Origin of the sequence: Mediterraneibacter gnavus ATCC 29149 (genome assembly GCF_008121495.1) — a bacterium.
In the GTDB taxonomy this organism is placed as follows: domain Bacteria; phylum Bacillota; class Clostridia; order Lachnospirales; family Lachnospiraceae; genus Mediterraneibacter; species Mediterraneibacter gnavus.
Genome location: NZ_CP043051.1, coordinates 1,099,846 through 1,117,055, shown reverse-complemented (window position 1 = coordinate 1,117,055; position 17,210 = coordinate 1,099,846). Strand labels below are relative to the sequence as shown.

Annotated in this window: 14 protein-coding genes; 9 read left to right on the top strand and 5 right to left on the bottom strand. The window is 40.8% G+C overall.

The features are described from left to right. Nucleotides 1-62 precede the first annotated feature (62 nt). Nucleotides 63-383: an FtsX-like permease family protein gene (locus FXV78_RS05420; protein ID WP_004844001.1), complete on the bottom strand. Its 321-nt coding sequence runs from the start codon at nt 381-383 to the stop codon at nt 63-65. A 297-nt stretch (nt 384-680) separates the two neighbouring features. On the opposite strand from FXV78_RS05420, the gene FXV78_RS05415 reads away from it, so the two are divergent. The 7 genes from FXV78_RS05415 (at nt 681) to FXV78_RS05385 (ending at nt 9,409) form a co-directional block, all read left to right on the top strand. Then, complete coding sequence (locus FXV78_RS05415) at nt 681-1,172, top strand: MarR family winged helix-turn-helix transcriptional regulator (protein WP_004844003.1); 492 nt, start codon at nt 681-683, stop codon at nt 1,170-1,172. Further along, nucleotides 1,165-2,898 (top strand): ABC transporter ATP-binding protein, encoded by a 1,734-nt coding sequence (locus tag FXV78_RS05410; protein ID WP_004844004.1) that lies wholly within the window; start codon nt 1,165-1,167, stop codon nt 2,896-2,898. The genes FXV78_RS05415 and FXV78_RS05410 overlap by 8 nt, the downstream gene beginning before the upstream one ends. After that, complete coding sequence (locus FXV78_RS05405; RefSeq protein WP_004844005.1) at nt 2,891-4,774, top strand: ABC transporter ATP-binding protein; 1,884 nt, start codon at nt 2,891-2,893, stop codon at nt 4,772-4,774. The genes FXV78_RS05410 and FXV78_RS05405 overlap by 8 nt, the downstream gene beginning before the upstream one ends. A 115-nt stretch (nt 4,775-4,889) precedes the next feature. Further along, nucleotides 4,890-5,666, top strand: a complete 777-nt coding sequence (locus FXV78_RS05400) for an ABC transporter ATP-binding protein (protein ID WP_039959971.1) — start codon at nt 4,890-4,892, stop codon at nt 5,664-5,666. After that, a complete protein-coding gene (locus FXV78_RS05395; RefSeq protein ID WP_004844007.1) occupies nt 5,656-7,704 on the top strand; it encodes an ABC transporter permease in 2,049 nt (682 codons plus the stop codon). Before FXV78_RS05400 ends, FXV78_RS05395 begins: the two co-directional genes overlap by 11 nt. 9 nt (nt 7,705-7,713) lie before the next feature. Further along, the gene (locus tag FXV78_RS05390; protein ID WP_004844008.1) at nt 7,714-8,385 is read left to right on the top strand and encodes a response regulator transcription factor; all 672 of its coding nucleotides are present in this window, start codon (nt 7,714-7,716) and stop codon (nt 8,383-8,385) included. A 1-nt stretch (nt 8,386) separates the two neighbouring features. After that, nucleotides 8,387-9,409 carry a sensor histidine kinase gene (locus tag FXV78_RS05385; RefSeq protein WP_004844009.1) on the top strand — a complete coding sequence of 341 codons (1,023 nt, stop codon included), beginning with the start codon at nt 8,387-8,389 and terminating at the stop codon, nt 9,407-9,409. Nucleotides 9,410-9,557: 148 nt separating this feature from the next. Here FXV78_RS05385 and FXV78_RS05380 read toward each other — a convergent pair whose 3' ends face one another. Continuing rightward, a complete protein-coding gene (locus tag FXV78_RS05380) occupies nt 9,558-10,643 on the bottom strand; it encodes an IS701 family transposase (protein ID WP_148844604.1) in 1,086 nt (361 codons plus the stop codon). Between the two features lie 445 nt (nt 10,644-11,088). On the opposite strand from FXV78_RS05380, the gene FXV78_RS05375 reads away from it, so the two are divergent. Continuing rightward, nucleotides 11,089-12,021 (top strand): Rpn family recombination-promoting nuclease/putative transposase, encoded by a 933-nt coding sequence (locus tag FXV78_RS05375; RefSeq protein WP_004844010.1) that lies wholly within the window; start codon nt 11,089-11,091, stop codon nt 12,019-12,021. Nucleotides 12,022-12,263: 242 nt separating this feature from the next. Here FXV78_RS05375 and FXV78_RS05370 read toward each other — a convergent pair whose 3' ends face one another. Genes FXV78_RS05370 through FXV78_RS05360 form a run of 3 tightly spaced genes read right to left on the bottom strand, consistent with a single transcriptional unit; the run spans nt 12,264 to nt 14,966 of the window. Continuing rightward, nucleotides 12,264-13,442 (bottom strand): M24 family metallopeptidase, encoded by a 1,179-nt coding sequence (locus tag FXV78_RS05370; RefSeq protein WP_039959973.1) that lies wholly within the window; start codon nt 13,440-13,442, stop codon nt 12,264-12,266. 41 nt (nt 13,443-13,483) lie between these two features. Beyond that, nucleotides 13,484-13,846, bottom strand: a complete 363-nt coding sequence (locus FXV78_RS05365) for a sensory rhodopsin transducer (RefSeq protein WP_004844012.1) — start codon at nt 13,844-13,846, stop codon at nt 13,484-13,486. 16 nt (nt 13,847-13,862) lie between these two features. Next, nucleotides 13,863-14,966, bottom strand: a complete 1,104-nt coding sequence (locus tag FXV78_RS05360; RefSeq protein WP_004844013.1) for a substrate-binding domain-containing protein — start codon at nt 14,964-14,966, stop codon at nt 13,863-13,865. Between the two features lie 187 nt (nt 14,967-15,153). On the opposite strand from FXV78_RS05360, the gene FXV78_RS05355 reads away from it, so the two are divergent. After that, complete coding sequence (locus FXV78_RS05355) at nt 15,154-17,163, top strand: extracellular solute-binding protein (protein WP_004844014.1); 2,010 nt, start codon at nt 15,154-15,156, stop codon at nt 17,161-17,163. Nucleotides 17,164-17,210 lie beyond the last annotated feature (47 nt).

Here is a 17,210-nt window from a genome sequence, read left to right as displayed (position 1 = left end):
AGTACAGATGTAATAAGTCAAGGAACTGCATTGTGTCAGTCCCTTGACTTTTAAATTTTTTGCTATTCTACAGATTTTAATGCGCTGAGCATATCTAAGTATTTGAGTTTTCGATTCATTATGTATCCTAGAATAAATGTAATGACTGCAATCAAAATGGCAGGAATCACAAATGCTTTTGCACAAAGAGCGGGGTTAAACATCACTTCATCCGGTGGAACAACTGCCAGTATGTACTGGTAAAGCAGATCACCGACTCCAAATCCTGCTAAAATACCGAGCAGGGAAAGGAGTATTGTTTCCCGGTAAATATAGAGTGTTACTTCTTTGTCGTAGAATCCGAGAACCTTAATGGTTGAGAGTTCACGGATACGCTCTGCCACATTGATGTTGGTAAGGTTATAAAGGACTTAAAAAGATTCTTTTATACAGAGGCAATTGCGGAGACATTACTGGAATGGATCGTGAACAAAGAAAAGTATGACAGGCAGCAGACGATCGATTATATTTCTGTTATTTTCCGTACCGGGCTGCCTGCTGCCATCAGGCAATATTCAGACGTGGCAAAATAAGTTTTATGATTTCAATAATCTGAAAAAACTTCTTGACAATAAAAAATATCCTCCGTATAATGGTTAAAAGTTAGGGAGCTAACTATATAAAGAGAGAGGGATGGAATTATGCAGGATATAGAAGATAAGGAAAGGTACATCAATACCGGCAGGCTGATTCACATTCTTTCCAATCAGATGAAGCGCAGAAATGCGTCTGAAGCAGTGGGAGATGATGGCCTGACCACCATGCAGAAGCATGTGTTAAAGCATATTCTTTTGGAAACGATGCACAGGGAAGTATATCAGAAAGATATAGAAGAAGAGTTTCGAATCCGGAAGTCCACAGCCACAGGGATTTTGCAGCTCATGGAAAAAAATGGATTTATTTCCAGGGAAAGTTCGAAAAAGGATGCCAGATTAAAACGTATTGTACCGACTCCAAAAGCAGAAGCACTCAGACCTGAGATTCTGGAGCACATCAGAGATACGGAAAAGCGGCTGATACAAGGGATAGATCAGGAAGATGTAAAGATTTGCAGAAAGGTGCTTGTGCAGATGATTCAAAATCTTGCAGAAAACAAAAAAGAAAATAAGGAGGAAGACGAGAACGATGAATAAAACACTTTTAAAATCAGTCCGGGAATACAAAAAGCAGTCTGTGTTGGCTCCATTTTTCGTAATCCTGGAAGTTTTAATGGAAGTTCTGATTCCGATGGAGATGGCGAAGATCATTGATGTTGGAATCATGCAGGGAAATTTGAGCTATATCGTACGGCGGGGATTGATTCTGGTCATTATGGCTATGCTGGCTCTGTATTTCGGTATTATAGCAGGAAAAATGGCAGCAACAGCAGGTGCAGGATATGCCAAAAACCTGAGACATGATATTTTTTATAAAGTACAGGAATTTTCATTCAAAAATATTGACCGGTTTTCCACATCCGGTCTTGTAACACGTATGACAACAGATATTACCAACGTACAGATGGCATATATGATGAGCATTCGTCTGTTGGCGAGAGCTCCGATCATGATTGTTTTATCCTGGATCATGACACTTTTGATCAATAAGAAAATTGCTTTGCTGTTCCTGATCATCATACCGCTGCTTGGAGGAACACTGATCTTTATTGCAAAGAAAGCGCATCCGCATTTTATCAAAGTATTTGATGAGTATGATATTCTGAATAATTCCGTACAGGAAAATGTCAATGCATCCCGCGTGGTAAAAGCCTTTGTACGGGAAGATCATGAAATTGAAAAATTCCATGGAATTTCAAAATATGTCTATACATTATTTACAAAAGCAGAAAAGATCGTGGCATGGAACTCACCGGTTATGCAGTTTACGATCTATACGGCGATGCTTCTGATGGTAGCGATCGGAGGAAGAGAAATTGTATTCGGTGCGATGGAAATCGGAGAAATGACCAGTGTGATCGTGTATGCGTTCCAGATCATGATGGCTCTGATGATGGTTACATTTGTATTTGTTATGATCATGATCGCAGAAGCGTCTACAGACCGTATTACGGAAGTTCTGACGGAAGTTCCGGAGATGCAGGACAAAAAGAATGCGGTTACAGAAGTGGCAGACGGAGAGATCCGGTTTGAGCATGTAGATTTCAGTTATGCGGGAGAAGGCGGAAATCTTTCGTTAAAAGATGTCAATCTTCATATTAAATCCGGACAGACGATCGGGATCATCGGAGGAACCGGAAGTGCGAAATCAACATTGGTACAGCTGATCCCGAGACTTTATGACGTGACAAAAGGAACTGTAAAAGTCGGCGGACTGGATGTCAGAGAGTATAATCTGGAGGCACTGCGCGATCAGGTATCTATGGTATTGCAGAAAAACGTTCTCTTTACAGGAACGATTTACGATAATATCCGCTGGGGAAATGAACATGCCAGCGAGGAAGAGGTTCAGAGAGTCTGCAAACTTGCACAGGCAGATGGATTCGTAAAAGAATTTCCGGCAGGTTATCATACGATGATCGTGCAGGGCGGAAACAATGTTTCCGGCGGACAGAAGCAGCGTCTGTGTATTGCACGGGCACTTCTGAAAAAACCGAAGATTCTGATTCTGGATGACTCCACAAGTGCGGTAGATACAAAGACAGATGCGCTGATTCGAAAAGCATTCCGGGAAGAAATTCCGGATACTACAAAGATCATCATTGCGCAGCGAGTTTCTTCTATAGAAAATGCAGACCAGATCATTGTACTGGATGAAGGAAAGATCATGGGAGTCGGCACATCCGAAGAATTGCTTGCGACAAATGAAATCTACAGAGAAGTATATGAATCTCAGGTAAAGGGAGGTGAGGACGATGAATAGAAAACCAAAGGTTTCAAAAGAAAATTTACAGACCGCAAAGCGGCTTTTAAAATATGTGACCGGAACGTACAAGGTTCGGTTTGTGATCGTATTTATCTGTATTTTGTTAAGTTCGATCGCATCAATTTCGGTATCATTGTCCCTCAAGTTTTTAATCGATGATTTTATCAGTCCTCTGATCGGACAGAAAGATCCGAATTTTGCAGAACTATATCGGGCACTTGCGGTGCTTGGAAGCATTTTCCTGATGGGAGTCATTGCTACATTTACTTATACACGACTGATGGTCTACATTGGTCAGGGTGTTCTTAAAAAAGTAAGGGATGATATGTTTGAACATATGCAGACTCTTCCAATCCGTTATTTTGACCAGAATACGAATGGTTCTATCATGAGTCTTTACACGAATGATACAGATACGCTCAGACAGATGATCAGTCAGTCGATCCCACAGGCACTGATGTCCTTTTTTACGATTATCGTAACCTTTATTTCAATGCTGATCTTAAGTCCGCTGCTTACAATTTTAGCAGTTCTGATCATTGGTCTTATGATCTTCGTAACAAAAAAGATCGGTGGAAACAGTGGAAAATATTTTGTTCGTCAGCAGAAATCTCTGGCAGATGTGACTGGATTTGTGGAAGAGAGAATGAACGGACAGCGCGTAGTAAAAGTGTTCAACCACGAAAGAAAGTCAGAAGAAGAATTTGACAAACTCAACGAGGCGCTCTTTGAAAGTGCTGCACAGGCGAATACCTTTGCAAATATGATGGGACCGGTAATCGGAAACATCGGAAACCTGCAGTTTGTACTGGTCTCTGTACTTGGAGGATTCCTTTCTATTATGGGAATCGGAGGGATCACTCTGGGAGTTATGGCATCTTATCTGCAGTTTACAAAGAGCTTTACACAGCCGTTTATGCAGGTGGCGCAGCAGTTTAACTCCATTGTTATGGCACTTGCCGGAGCAGAGCGTATTTTTGCTCTGATCGATGAAGAATCGGAAAAAGACGAGGGATACGTAACACTGGTCAATGCGAAAAAAGACGAGAACGGCAATATTATCGAATGCAAAGAAAGAACCGGAATGTGGGCCTGGAAGCATCCACATTCGGCAGACGGAAGTGTGTCTTATACAGAACTGACCGGAGATGTGCGTTTTGAAGATGTGACATTTGGATACAACGAAGATAAAGTGATCTTAAAAGATATCAGTCTGTTTGCAAAACCGGGACAGAAGCTGGCATTTGTCGGTTCTACCGGAGCAGGAAAAACAACCATCACGAACCTGATCAATCGCTTTTACGATATTCAGGAAGGAAAGATCCGGTATGACGGAATCAATATTACAAAGATTAAAAAGGATGATCTGAGACGTTCCCTCGGAATTGTACTGCAGGATACCCATTTGTTTACAGGAACCATTATGGATAATATCCGTTATGGAAAACTGGATGCTACTGATGAGGAAGTATACGAGGCTGCAAAACTGGCTCATGCAGATCAGTTTATCAAAATGCTTCCGAAGGGATACGACACTATGTTAAGCGGTGATGGAGAAGAGCTTTCACAGGGACAGAGACAGCTTCTTTCCATTGCGAGAGCAGCAGTTGCAAATCCGCCGGTACTGATTCTGGATGAAGCAACTTCCAGCATTGATACCCGTACGGAGAGTATTGTGCAGAAGGGTATGGATAACCTGATGAAGGGACGTACAGTATTTGTTATCGCGCACAGACTTTCTACGATTCGCAACAGTGATGCGATTATTGTTCTGGAACACGGAAAGATCATCGAGCGTGGAGATCATGCGGATCTGATCAAAATGAAAGGAACGTATTACCAGTTATATACCGGAAAACTGGAGCTTTCATAAAAATTTACTGTGAATGGCAGACCATAAAGCGGATGGAGTTTTCTTACAGAAAGTGTAAGTGTTTTTCATCCACGATACGGCTTATAATATTCTTATCACGAAAGGGAGGGATATTATGAGCCGTACTATTTTGGAAATAGAATCGTTGTACAAAACATATGGGGAAAAGGAGAATGCAGCAGAGGCACTCAGAGGAATCTCGTTTCAAGTATATCAGGGAGAATTCCTCGGAATTATGGGAAGCAGCGGTTCGGGAAAAACGACGCTGTTAAATTGTATTGCTTCGGTTTTAAGACCTACACGAGGTAGGATTCTTCTGAAAGGACAGGATATCGGAATGTATACGGATGCTCAGCTGGCAGCGTATCGGGGAAGACAGATCGGGTATCTGTTTCAGCAGTTTGAATTGCTGGATAATCTGACGGGTGGAGAAAATATTCTTTTGCCGGCACAGATTCACAAAATGCCGGAAAAGGAAAGCAGAAAAAGGATGCAGAAGCTGGCGGAATATTTTGAGATCGAGGAGGTGCTGGAAAAGTTTCCGAATCAGATGTCCGGAGGACAGAAGCAGAGGGTAGCCGCATTAAGAGCGCTTCTTTTGCATCCGCAGATCGTACTGGCAGATGAGCCGACCGGTGCGCTTGACAGCCGAAGTGCACGAAGTCTGATGGAGCAACTCTCCGGAGTGAATCGAGAGGATGAGGCTGCGGTTCTGATGGTGACACATGACGCACAGGCTGCGAGTTTTTGTTCCAGAATTTTGTTTATTCAGGATGGAAAAGTATTTCATGAATTACGGAAGCGAGTCGGGGAGGAGACAAACCGGGAATTTTATGAGCGCATTTTGTCCGTGATGGCGCAGTTGGGAGGAGGAAGCAATTATGTTCTCTGAACTGATCAGACGAAACAGTAAACGAAACCGGCAGGAAAACACGCTGTATTTTGTTACGATGATTCTCACGGTGGCGGCATTTTATATTATCCTTGCGCTGGATCATCAGGATGTGATGATCTTTCTGAAAGAGATGGAGAGAGATGCTGTAAACAAGCTGCTGATGCTGATTCCGATTTTATATGTGGTATCTCTGTGCCTGCTTTATTTCCTGGTATATTTTACGGATAAGTATCAGATGGAACGGCGAAGTCATGAGTTTGGAACCTATGTGATGCTTGGTATGAAGAAAAGAAGTCTGTTTCAGATGCTTTTTCTGGAAGATCTGCGAAATATTGTGTATGCGCTTGTGATCGGGATCCCGGGGGCGCTGCTGATCTCGGAACTTACAAGCCTGATTACGGCGAAGCTTGCAGGATTTGGAATTCTGCGTCATCAGTTTACATTTTCCGGTTCGGCTGCATTGTGGACAGTTATTGGGATTTGCGGAATTAAAATGCTTGCCCGGTTTGTGCTTTGCATCAAGCTTTGGAAAAAAGAGGTTTATGAATTGTTATCCCGTGAACAGAAGGAAAAACAGCGTGCATTTTCGCCCATAAAAACGTGTGTGAAGCTGATGATGGGAATCATTCTTCTGGCAGTAGCCTATGGGATCGGATGCGGGATACTGAGTTCGGAACTTGGGATAAAACGAATGTTTCGTATGACTGCAATTTTATGTTTTTGTGGAGTACTCGGTACATTCTTTTTCTTTCAGGGCCTGGCATATCTATTTGATAGGATATGCAGAAAACTTCCAGGGAAAAAGCTCTGGACATTTACATGCCGTCAGCTGCAGGAAGCGGTATTTTTAAAATCATCTTCGTTGGCAATTTCTTCCCTTCTGATTCTGTTTGCGATCATATGTTGTTCCTATGGAGTCGGGATGAGTGGGCAACTGGGACAACAGGATACGGCAGGGATTGATTTTACATTTGACGAGAAAAAAGAAACGTTAGAAGAAGTGCTGTCATCTCAGAAAGTAGACCAATATTTTTCCAATCTGTTTGAAGTACGAAATGGATTACTTTGGACAGATCTGGATTTTACGGAAGGTATGGAGGAGCGAAAAGTATATGCATATGACTGTGAGGAATTACATGAGCGTCTGAAAAACAGATTGAATCCATATTCTTGGGAAGAATCCCCATTTTTGATAGCAGAATCAGGGTACAATGAGATTTTACGTTCAAAAGGAATGGAACCTTTGAACTTAAAGGAACATCAGATGGCAATTTACGGGCACCCCACATATTTGTCGGATGAGACTGCAAAGAGCGTAGAGAAACTTCTGAAAGAGAAAGTTTTTGTGCAGATAGAAGAGACCGATTATGAAATCATTCCAAGAGTATGCAATGACAATCTGGTGGCAGACCGGATGTTGACGATCATGTATGGTTTTATTGTACCGGACGAGGTTTTTGATGTCTTTGTAGCAGACGGAAGCTATTCTTACTGGAACGGGATTCTTGGTCCGGTTCTGGTAAAGGAGGAAGGATTGCTCAAAGCAGTGATGTCTGTCAATGACCGTCTAAAAACAACCGATCTGCATTATGAAAGTTATCTGGGAACAGCCGGACGGCATATGTTTTATCAGGTGGCATTGGGATATACGACGATCTATCTGGCTGTGATTTTTTTGATTATCGCAAATACACTCATTGGAGTTCAGTTTTTAATTCAGCAGGAGAAGACCGGGGCACGCTACAGCGTTCTGCTTACACTGGGAAGTAACTACAAAGAGCTCTGTCATTGTGCGAAAGTTCAGATCTGGTGGCACTATGGACTGGTATTGAGCGTTGCATTTTTCAGTAGTGTGTTTGGGGTCTGGACATTGTTCCGGCTGATTGGACAGGTGCAGGAAGTAAAAGTTTTCTGGCAGATGGCAGGAAGTGTGTTTCTTTTCTTGTGTCTGATAGAAACAGCTTATATAATAGGAGTTATAAAGACAAGCAATCGCAGGATTTTGAAATTTATTCAGAGAAAACGGCAGGAGTAGAAGACAGGCATGCAAAAAATCATGATCGTAGAAGACGATGAATTCCTTCGGGAAGAACTGGAAAATATTTATCATAAGGCAGGCTATGAGGTATGCTGTGTAACGGATTTTCCAGAAACCGGTGCTGTCTGTGAGGCAGAGCATCCGGATTTGTTAGTGCTGGATCTGGGACTTCCGGGAATCAGTGGATTTGCACTTTGTAAAGAAATACGAAAGAAAGGCAGCCTTCCTATTCTTGTGCTGACCTCCAGGGATAAAATGCAGGATGAGTTGAAAGCACTGGAGCTGGGAGCTGACGAATATCTGACGAAGCCGTGTCATAAAGACCGTCTGCTGGCAAGGACAGAAAATCTGCTGAAACGGGCAATGGGGAATGCACATTTACTGGATGGAGACGATTTTCTTTTTGATACCAGAACCTATACGGTCTGTCAGGGGAAAGATGCCTGTCATATTCCGGAAAATCAGGGGAAGATCTTAAAAATTCTTTTGGAATATGCAGGAACAGAGGTGAAAAAAGAATGCATTTCAAAGGTATTGTGGGGAACAACCGAATACATTGATGAAAATGCGCTTCAAGTCAATGTGACAAGGCTGAAAAAGACATTAAAAGCGCTTGGTCTGGAGAATCGGATAGAAACAATCCGTGGCAGAGGATATCGGTGGAAGAGAGAGCAGTAATATGGAATATATCAGACGAATCTGGAGCGAGATCAAAGAAGAAAAAATATGGTTTGTGATCCTTATGTGTACAGAACTGGTATCGCTATTCTTTCTGTGGCTGTCGGGGATAGAGCAGTTCAAAGTTCTGGCAGGACTGGAAACCAGTTGTTTTGTAATTATTTTCTTGTATGCAGTAATCTGGAACGTAAGGAAAGAGCAGAAAAAGAAAGAGCGGTTTCTTACATTTCTGGCGGATCCGAGTGAAGAAAATGAGAGACTTGCGATCGGGGGAGCAGGAAATGAAGAACAGGAAATCCTGCGGGAGATCGGGGTATATCTTCGAAAAGCATACAGGCAGGCTGATGCAGGGAGGATACAGGAAGAAGAATATGAACGGTATGTAGAATTATGGGCACATGAAGTGAAAATTCCATTATCTCTTTTTACACTTTTGCTTGAGAACAGAAGTGAGGAGATGTCACCGACAGTATACAAAAAAATGGAGCATGTCAGACTGCAGATGCAGTCCTATGTAGAGCAGATGTTATATTATGCCAGGGTTAAAGCAGTGAATAAAGAGTATTTGTTTGAAGAGATAAGTCTGGAAGAATGCTGCCGGGAGGTGCTGGATGAATACCGTCTGTATCTGGAAGAAAAGCAGATCCTGGTGCAGTTGGATCTGAAAGAGAAAACCGTACTGTCAGACCGGAAAAGTCTGTGTTTTATGCTCAGTCAGCTGATCGCGAATTCCATCAAATACACAGGATATGAAGCCGAAAAGTGTCCGAAGCTGAAAATCAGTTCCGGAAATGAGAACAACAGAGTCAGCCTTTCTGTCTGCGACAATGGGTGTGGCGTAAAACCATATGAACTCCGCTATCTTTTTGAAAAAGGATTTACAGGAGAGAACAGCCAGAAAAAATCGACAGGGATGGGATTGTATCTGGTACGGCAGATCGGACAGGAATTAAAGATAGAAGTAGAAGCAGTGTCAGTCTACGGAAAAGGAATGGAAATCAGACTCTGGTTTCCGGTGGTGTAGGGCAGTTCCATGTGGAACTGCTCTGTTACTGTGGCTTGCAGAGTTATTGTTTACAGTAACTTTTTACAGGATATTTATGGAAATTTAATTGTATCCTGATCAAAATTCAAGTATCTATAAATGAGCAAATTTGAAAAATTGCACAAAACTACACTGCGAATTTCATAAATGAATCAAAATCATTGCTTTCCTTTGCGCATTGAAAAAGATAACGATACTTTTCCAGCTGAATGGTATCACAGATTTCGTGATATCCAGTTTCAAATGAACAGAACCTACCAGTACCCACTGCACACATGAAATGTGCCAGTGACATAAGCAGCCAGTACCTTTTGATTCCCTGTGCAGAGCGTATCTGATAGCTGTCCAGTGCCAGTTTATCCTTACACTGGCGGAAAAATACTTCAATCGGCCATCGACACACATACCAGGAAAGAATCTCCTGTGTAGATAGGGCTGCGTTTGTACTGATGAAAGCACGCAATGCTTTGGGATTACCAAATGCTTTTTCCGGATAACTCAAAAGAACTACCGCATTTTCTATGCCGTTGAGGTTTCCCTCGTACCGGTACACATAATAGTTTCGTTTTTTGACTGTCACAAGGTCAAATTCACGATGTGTAACAGACAATTCGGCGGCCAGTTCACGAAGTTTCTTTTTCATTCCCGATGGATACAGCAAACGGTTTGTTTTCAAAGCACCGATGGTATGGAACCCTCTCTGTGCAAAGGTATTGATTATCTTTTCAGAAACATACCAGCAGTCGCAAAGAAAATAGGACATTACCGGTGGAACAGGCAGCTCCTTTGCAATGCTTTGTACAATGTCAATCTTGGAAATTGACTTATTGTAGATTACAAAAGCATAGTTCAGAACAATGCCATTGCAGGAAAGCATAACAGCAACTGCCTGATGCCCGTAGTCCTGTTTTCCCTTTAAATGGGATTGGTGAAAATACGCATCTTCAATCGGATGTAAAGCCCGTGACGAAGGCTTTGTCTTTGAAGCAATCGTATCGTCCACAATGCAGAAAACAGGCTTTCCGGTGCGTGCTGCTTCTGAATAAATAATCTCAATGACAGAGCATTTTAACGTATCTGAAAGTAATGAATCATCCCATTTTCCGGAATTGAGAAAATGGGCAATCGTCGTTCTGTGGCAGGAACTGTTTTTAGCAAAGTCCGTAGTTTTTCCATGATATCCTAAAATGAAAATACTGATTAGGATACTCATAAGATGGTTTATTACTCGGTTCGAATAAAATTTGCATAAGTTTAATTTTTTAAACTGGTTGTATATGAATGAGGAATGATGTATAGTATTTGCGAGAGACACCTTCTTTCGTAAATGTTGCAAATGTTTGTTTTGGCACTTTCATTATACAACACATGGAATCGAGGTGTCTTTCTTTTATGCAAAATCACGAACTTGCTCATTTATAGCAAGTATAATAAAACCAATCTTGAAAGGAGTCCCTTTCAATTTTCAAATATGGCAAAGAATTGCCATTCAAAAGTTATTCCCAGATAAAGAGTAAAGAGATGGATAAAAGAATAGAGGGAGTTTGTCTGTATTTGCGATTGTGAAACATCGCGTCAAAAGATATAATAAAATCAACGATATAGATACATACTCGCCGAAATATTCTGGTTTCCATCAGAACAAAGGAGGAGTGTGTATGAAGAAAGAAAAAACAACACAATTTTTAATGAAGCCAAAGGTAGATTTCTGTTTTAAAGAACTGATGCAAGATGAAGAGGTGCGCAATGCATTTCTGGCAGCAGTACTTGGGATCAATCTGGAAGAAATCGTTGAGAGCAGGATTTTGCCGTCCCACCTGCGTCAGAAAGACAAAGCTGATAAACTGGGGATTCTGGATGTACGGGTATTGCTAAATAATAAGGAGCAGATCGATATTGAAATCCAGGTGACATCCAGTGAATACTGGGCAGAACGTACCTTGTTTTATCTGGGAAAGATGTTTGTGGATCAGCTAAAACCGGGAGAAGACTATCAAAAATTAGAAAAATGTATTCATGTCGGGATTTTAAATTTTACATTGTTTGATGATCAAGAATACTATTCCCGCTTTCATTTCTGGTCGGATCAGGGAAGAAAGATGTATAGTGATAAGTATGAAATCCATACGCTGGAACTTCCCAAGCTGGCAAAACATGAGTATCCGGAGACAGAGCTGCTGAAATGGCTTCAGTTTATCAATGCAGAGACCAAGGAGGAATTTGAAATGGCAGCGGAAAAAAGCGAATATATTAAGAAGGCGTATGAGGATTTGAACCGGATCAGCGCAGATGAAGAAAAGCGTCTGGAATATGAAGCAAGAGAGCGTGCGATTCGAGATCACCAGTATTTTTCTACTGTTTACAAAGAGACTGGGCTTAGAGAGGGACGAAAAGAAGGCCTAAAAATAGGCCGACAAGAGGGTCTGCAAGAGGGGCGACAGGAGGGCCGGCAAGAAGGCATACAGGCCGTAGTAGAGTTGCTTCAGGAAATGGGAATGGAGAAAGAAATTGTATGTGTAAAAATTCAGGAAAGATTTCAGTTTTCTCTGTCAGATGCAGCAAAGGAGGTAGAAAAGTACTGGAAATCATAGAGGAAGCCGAAAAGGAGGCATCATTAAAAATTCATAATAAAATTCCCTGACAGCATTTTGGTTGCTGTCAGGGGGCTTAAAAACGAAAATTTAATCTATAATTTGCGGGAAACGAATAAACACACGTGTTCCGATACCTTCCTGACTTTCGATAAAGACGCCAGAACAACACTGGAAATGAATCGAGAGGGCAGGCGGAAACTGCCCTCTCTATATCTTAGGAAAATGATGTAAAATGTAAATTAGAAATCTAATTCATATAAAGTTCCGATTTCCTGGGACAGAACATCACAGCCGTTTTCTGTTACGGCAATGCCTTTTTCCCAGCGAACACCAAAGGTATCTGTTGAAATGAAGGTATCGATTTGGAATGTCATGTTTTCCAGTAAATTGTAGTTGGAATCAGTCTCTACCCAAGGAGCTTCTACTTCGATCATTCCCGTGCCATGTAAAGGTCCATAAACAAAATTATCTTTAAATCCATTGTCTACATAATAGTTATAAAAGTTTTTGGCGATCTGAGATGCCGGGATTCCAGCTTTAATTTGTTTTTGAGTCCACCGATGAGCCTCTAATCCGAAAAGAACCACTTCTCTGCATCTTCCTTCCAATTTTCCCAATACGATTGGATAACCGACAGCGGCAGAGTACCCATCAATCCTTGCGGATAAATTTAATTGTACGATATCATTCTTCTGGAATTCCCGGTACGAAGACCGTGAAATAGCATGTCTGGTAGAGGACTCGGAGAAAACGTACATAGGGAGTCCTTCATATTCTGCACCATTTTCATAAATTACGCGCTGAGCGACTCCGACCATTTGCAATTCGGTCATTCCTGGTTGTATTTCCTGAATAACCTGCTGCATTGCCAATTCAGCAATGCGATATCCTTCTCTTAAACAATTGATCTCATTTTTTGATTTTACAGATCGCAAAGCAGTCATGATATGATCTGCGCGTACGATTTCAGCATCTGGAAAAGCAGCTCTGATTCCATCCATAATCACAACGGATGTATCCAAATAGCTGGCTACGCCAATCCGGATATTTTTTTGTGTCACTCCAATTGCATGAAATACATCCTGGAAGGTATCTGGAGTTAATTCCGGATAGGCTGGGTCTGCACTCTCTCTATATTCCTTTAAAATAAAAATCTTTTCAATCTTAGAACGGTCAGCGGCAAAATAGCGGCTTTCAGGCCCTACCATAAGGGCAGCATCTCCGGATGCAGAGATGGCAACCCCGGCACGTTCAAAAAGTGGCCAGAAGCCAGAAAAATATCTTGCATTTGCGTAATCAGCTTCATTCGAATTGACAATCAGAACATCAAGATGTTCTTTTTCAATCAGCTTTGCAGCATTTTGGATTCTTTCCTGGTATTCATGATCAGGTATAAAAATTCTTTTGTTTGTACTCATTGTTTTCTCCTTTTCTATCATTTGATATGGTTGATGTCAGGCTAATTTGTGTTGTACCCGGGTGTTGTATAAAAAGCTACAGTTCTCGGATCAGCTCTGCCGTATTGTGCGATGACAGGACAATCACTTTCCAGCATAATGGCATATTGTTCGCTGATAGGCACAGTATAGTTCCCAAAGTCCTGTTCACTATTTGTCCGAAGGCATCGTACACGTCTGGCATTTACTGTGACCTCAGACAGTTGAACAGGATCTTTGTCTGTGAAAAACAAGGTAAGCGTAATATGTGCATCACAGTCACATGTATTCGTTATTATAATAGATTCATGTCCTGGTATACTGTTTACGCCTTCAGGCGGACATTCCGCATCTGGAAATATCCAGATTTTACTTCCATAATTCATAAAGTTCACCTCATAGTTAGTCGTATAAGTTCGGGGCGATTTTATCCTCGTCCATATTTTGAGCATGGTACCAATAGCAAGGGGTTGCAATGTCGGAGACAGTTTCATTGTCTGCGATTTTTGTTAATGTTTCCACGGTAACCCGGCCCATTTCCATAGGAGCCTGTGTTACAGCACCTAGCATAATTCCGTCACGCACAGCAGTTTTGATCGTTGCTCCAGCGTCAAATCCAACCGCCAGGACATTTTGAGTTGGATCGGATCCTAAAACATTTAAATTGACATTGGCTGTTAAAATTCCTTCTGCGGCGACCTGATTAGAGCCATAAATAGCAACTGTGTCTTCTTTATTTAAAATTTTTGAAGCTTCTGTTGCACATAATTCTACGGTTGTCTGTGCAGGGACAGCAACTTCAATTACGATGTCCGCATCTGAGATATTTCCAGGATCCTTACAGTGGTCGGTATAATATTCATGTCCTGTTACGGCTACTTTTTTCCCGTCATTTTTCGCCAGTTCGCTAAATTTATCGATAAATCCCATTCCTCTGGAAATAATGGATTCAGAAGTTGCTTCCTGGTTGATTTCCCCAATTCTAACCGGTGAAGAAGCAGCAGCTAAGGTATCTTTTAAAGCATCGTACAAATTTTCAGCAGCTAATTCCCCTGCCTTATAGTTGTCACTTGCTATTGTGGAGTAGACAGATCCTTCCGGGGCATCTGGTACACCAGAGTCAAAACACACAACAGGGATTTTTTTATTGTAAGCTTTCTGCAAAGAATCTAAGACAGAATTTTGATCGCAGGCAGCGATTCCAATCCCATCAGGTGAGCTGTTGATCGCGCTGTTGATCATATTTACCTGATCGGCAATGTCTGACTCAGTGTTAGGTCCCGTACAATTTACATCTACATTGAGATCAGCGGCAGCTTCCTGAATTCCAAGCGCAGCAGCCTGCCAATAAGAAGATTGATAGCTTTGCACGATAATCTCAAAATGATATTTGCCTTTGTCTTTATCAGTTGTATTATCTGCCTGCGTATTTTGTTCACCACATCCAAATAGACATGAGATGGATACACAACTAAGTAATATTGCTGTAATTACCTTTTTTTTCATGGAATGTACCTCCTTTTGATTTGGAATAAAAAGTGCACTCTTGATTATGCCCTCATTGTAAGAGTTTTGCTCAGCAGAGTCAACAAAAGAGGGTGAAACTAAAAAGCATTTTATTAAAACGTTTAACTATATTTACAAGATGGAAAGATTTGTGATATTCTAAAAAAAATGAAAGGGAAGTTATTTCATGGTAACAATAAAAGATGTCGCAAAAAAGGCAGATGTTTCGATTGCTACAGTTTCTAATTATTTAAATCGGACAAAACCTGTAAGCAAAGAACTTGGGGCAAGAATTCAAAATGCAGTGGATGAATTGGGCTATTCTCTCAATCTGAATGCAAAGATTTTGAAGACTGCACAATATATGGATATTGGTGTGATCTTACCGAGTTTAAATGATTCTTATTATGTGCAGCTTTTTCAAGGAATTAAGACGTATTTTCAAAATACGAACTATTTTATTAATTTGGTGTTTTCCAATAATATTCCCGAACTGGAAGTTACCATTGCTCAAAATTTGAAACGGAAACAAATATGCGGGTTGATTTTAGTTTCATGTCAGCCGGAAAATTGGAAATTTTATTACGATAATTTTACCTCGAAAAAAATTCCTTTGGTGTTGATCGACAGAAAAATATATGGATTGGAAACCAATTTTGTGTCTTGTAATAATCGAGTCCTGATTCGAAATATGGTGGATGAATTGCTGAAAAGAAAGATGGAAAACATATTTTTGCTGTCAGGGCCAGAGAAATTTTACTGTGAACTGGAATGCATGAAAGGAATGCGGGATGCATTTGAAAACAATGGAAAACAGAACGTTTCTGACTATTTTATTCAAACCAACATGGGGAAAGAAGATGCTTTCCGCAAGACATTACAGTTGTTAAAGAGGAAGAAACCGGATGCAATTGTTACAACATCAGAATCGCTGGCATTGGGGATTATTGAAGGGATTCGTTTGATCGGATATACAACGGTCGATATTCCGATATTTACGTTGGGAGAACAGCACTGGAATCTCCATACGCATTCTTTTGCAACCAATTCTCTGGTGCGTCCGGCTATGAATTTGGGAAAGACAGCTTCGAAATTATTATTAGAACAACTGGAATCACCATTGACAAAAGAATCGGAGAAAATTATATTGGCGGGATGCAGTTCAGACTGGGAGCATGAGAAGAGGTATCTGTCGGTAAAGAAAAAACCGGAATCAGAACAGAAAAAATTACGGGTTTTAATGTTGGATACCCCACAAGTCGAATCTATTTCCGGATTGATTCTTAATTTTGAGAAAAGAACAGGAATAAAAATGGAAATTATTACAATGCCTCATAATGAACTGTACAATACGATCTTAACGACGTATTCAGAAAATCAGGAAAAGTCTTATGATGTGTTTATGTATGATATGCCCTGGCTTTCCTTCCTGGCCGCAGAAGGAATTTTGGAAGACATTTCTGACAAAATGAAAGAGATGGATTTAGAACTCTTTTTCCCGGGAGCTCTGAAGTATTATAGTATGTTCAATGGTCGATATTTTGGAATTCCGTTTATGTATGCACCACAGGTACTTTTTTATCGAAAAGATTTGTTTGAAGATGTTGCGGTCAAAAAAGAGTACGAAAAGCAAAACAATATTTCACTGCGACCACCGGTTACATTGAAAGAATTTAATACAATTTCTGAATTTTTTTCCGATAAAACAAATATTATCGAATATGGAACTTCAATTCCAACGGCTTATAACGAATGCTTAACACCAGAAGTTTACATGAGATTGAAAGCATTTGGCGGACACATTTTTGATCAGAAAGGAAATGTAGTGTTTGAATCAGACCAGACACTGCGTGCATATATTAATTTCCTGCGAGCAATAAAATTTGCAAAACCAGACTATAGAATTGCAACAGATATGAGCGCAGCGCAGGATTTTATAGACGGAAAAATAGCAATGTTAATTTCCTATCCGTCATTCTTGAGAAATATTCCGGATTTGAGAAAAAATAGTATGATAGGTTCTATCGGGTATCATTTAATTCCCGGGCGAACCCCTTTATTGGGAGGGTGGAGCCTTGGGATCAATCAGCATTCTTCAAACAAAGAAGAAGCATTTCAGTTTTTAAAATGGACGTGCGAAGAACAAACAGCGAATTATACTACGTTGCTGGGAGGGCTGACTATAATGGTATCGTAATTTAAGACACTTCAAGAGACATTTCTTAATGAATCTGATATACTGTA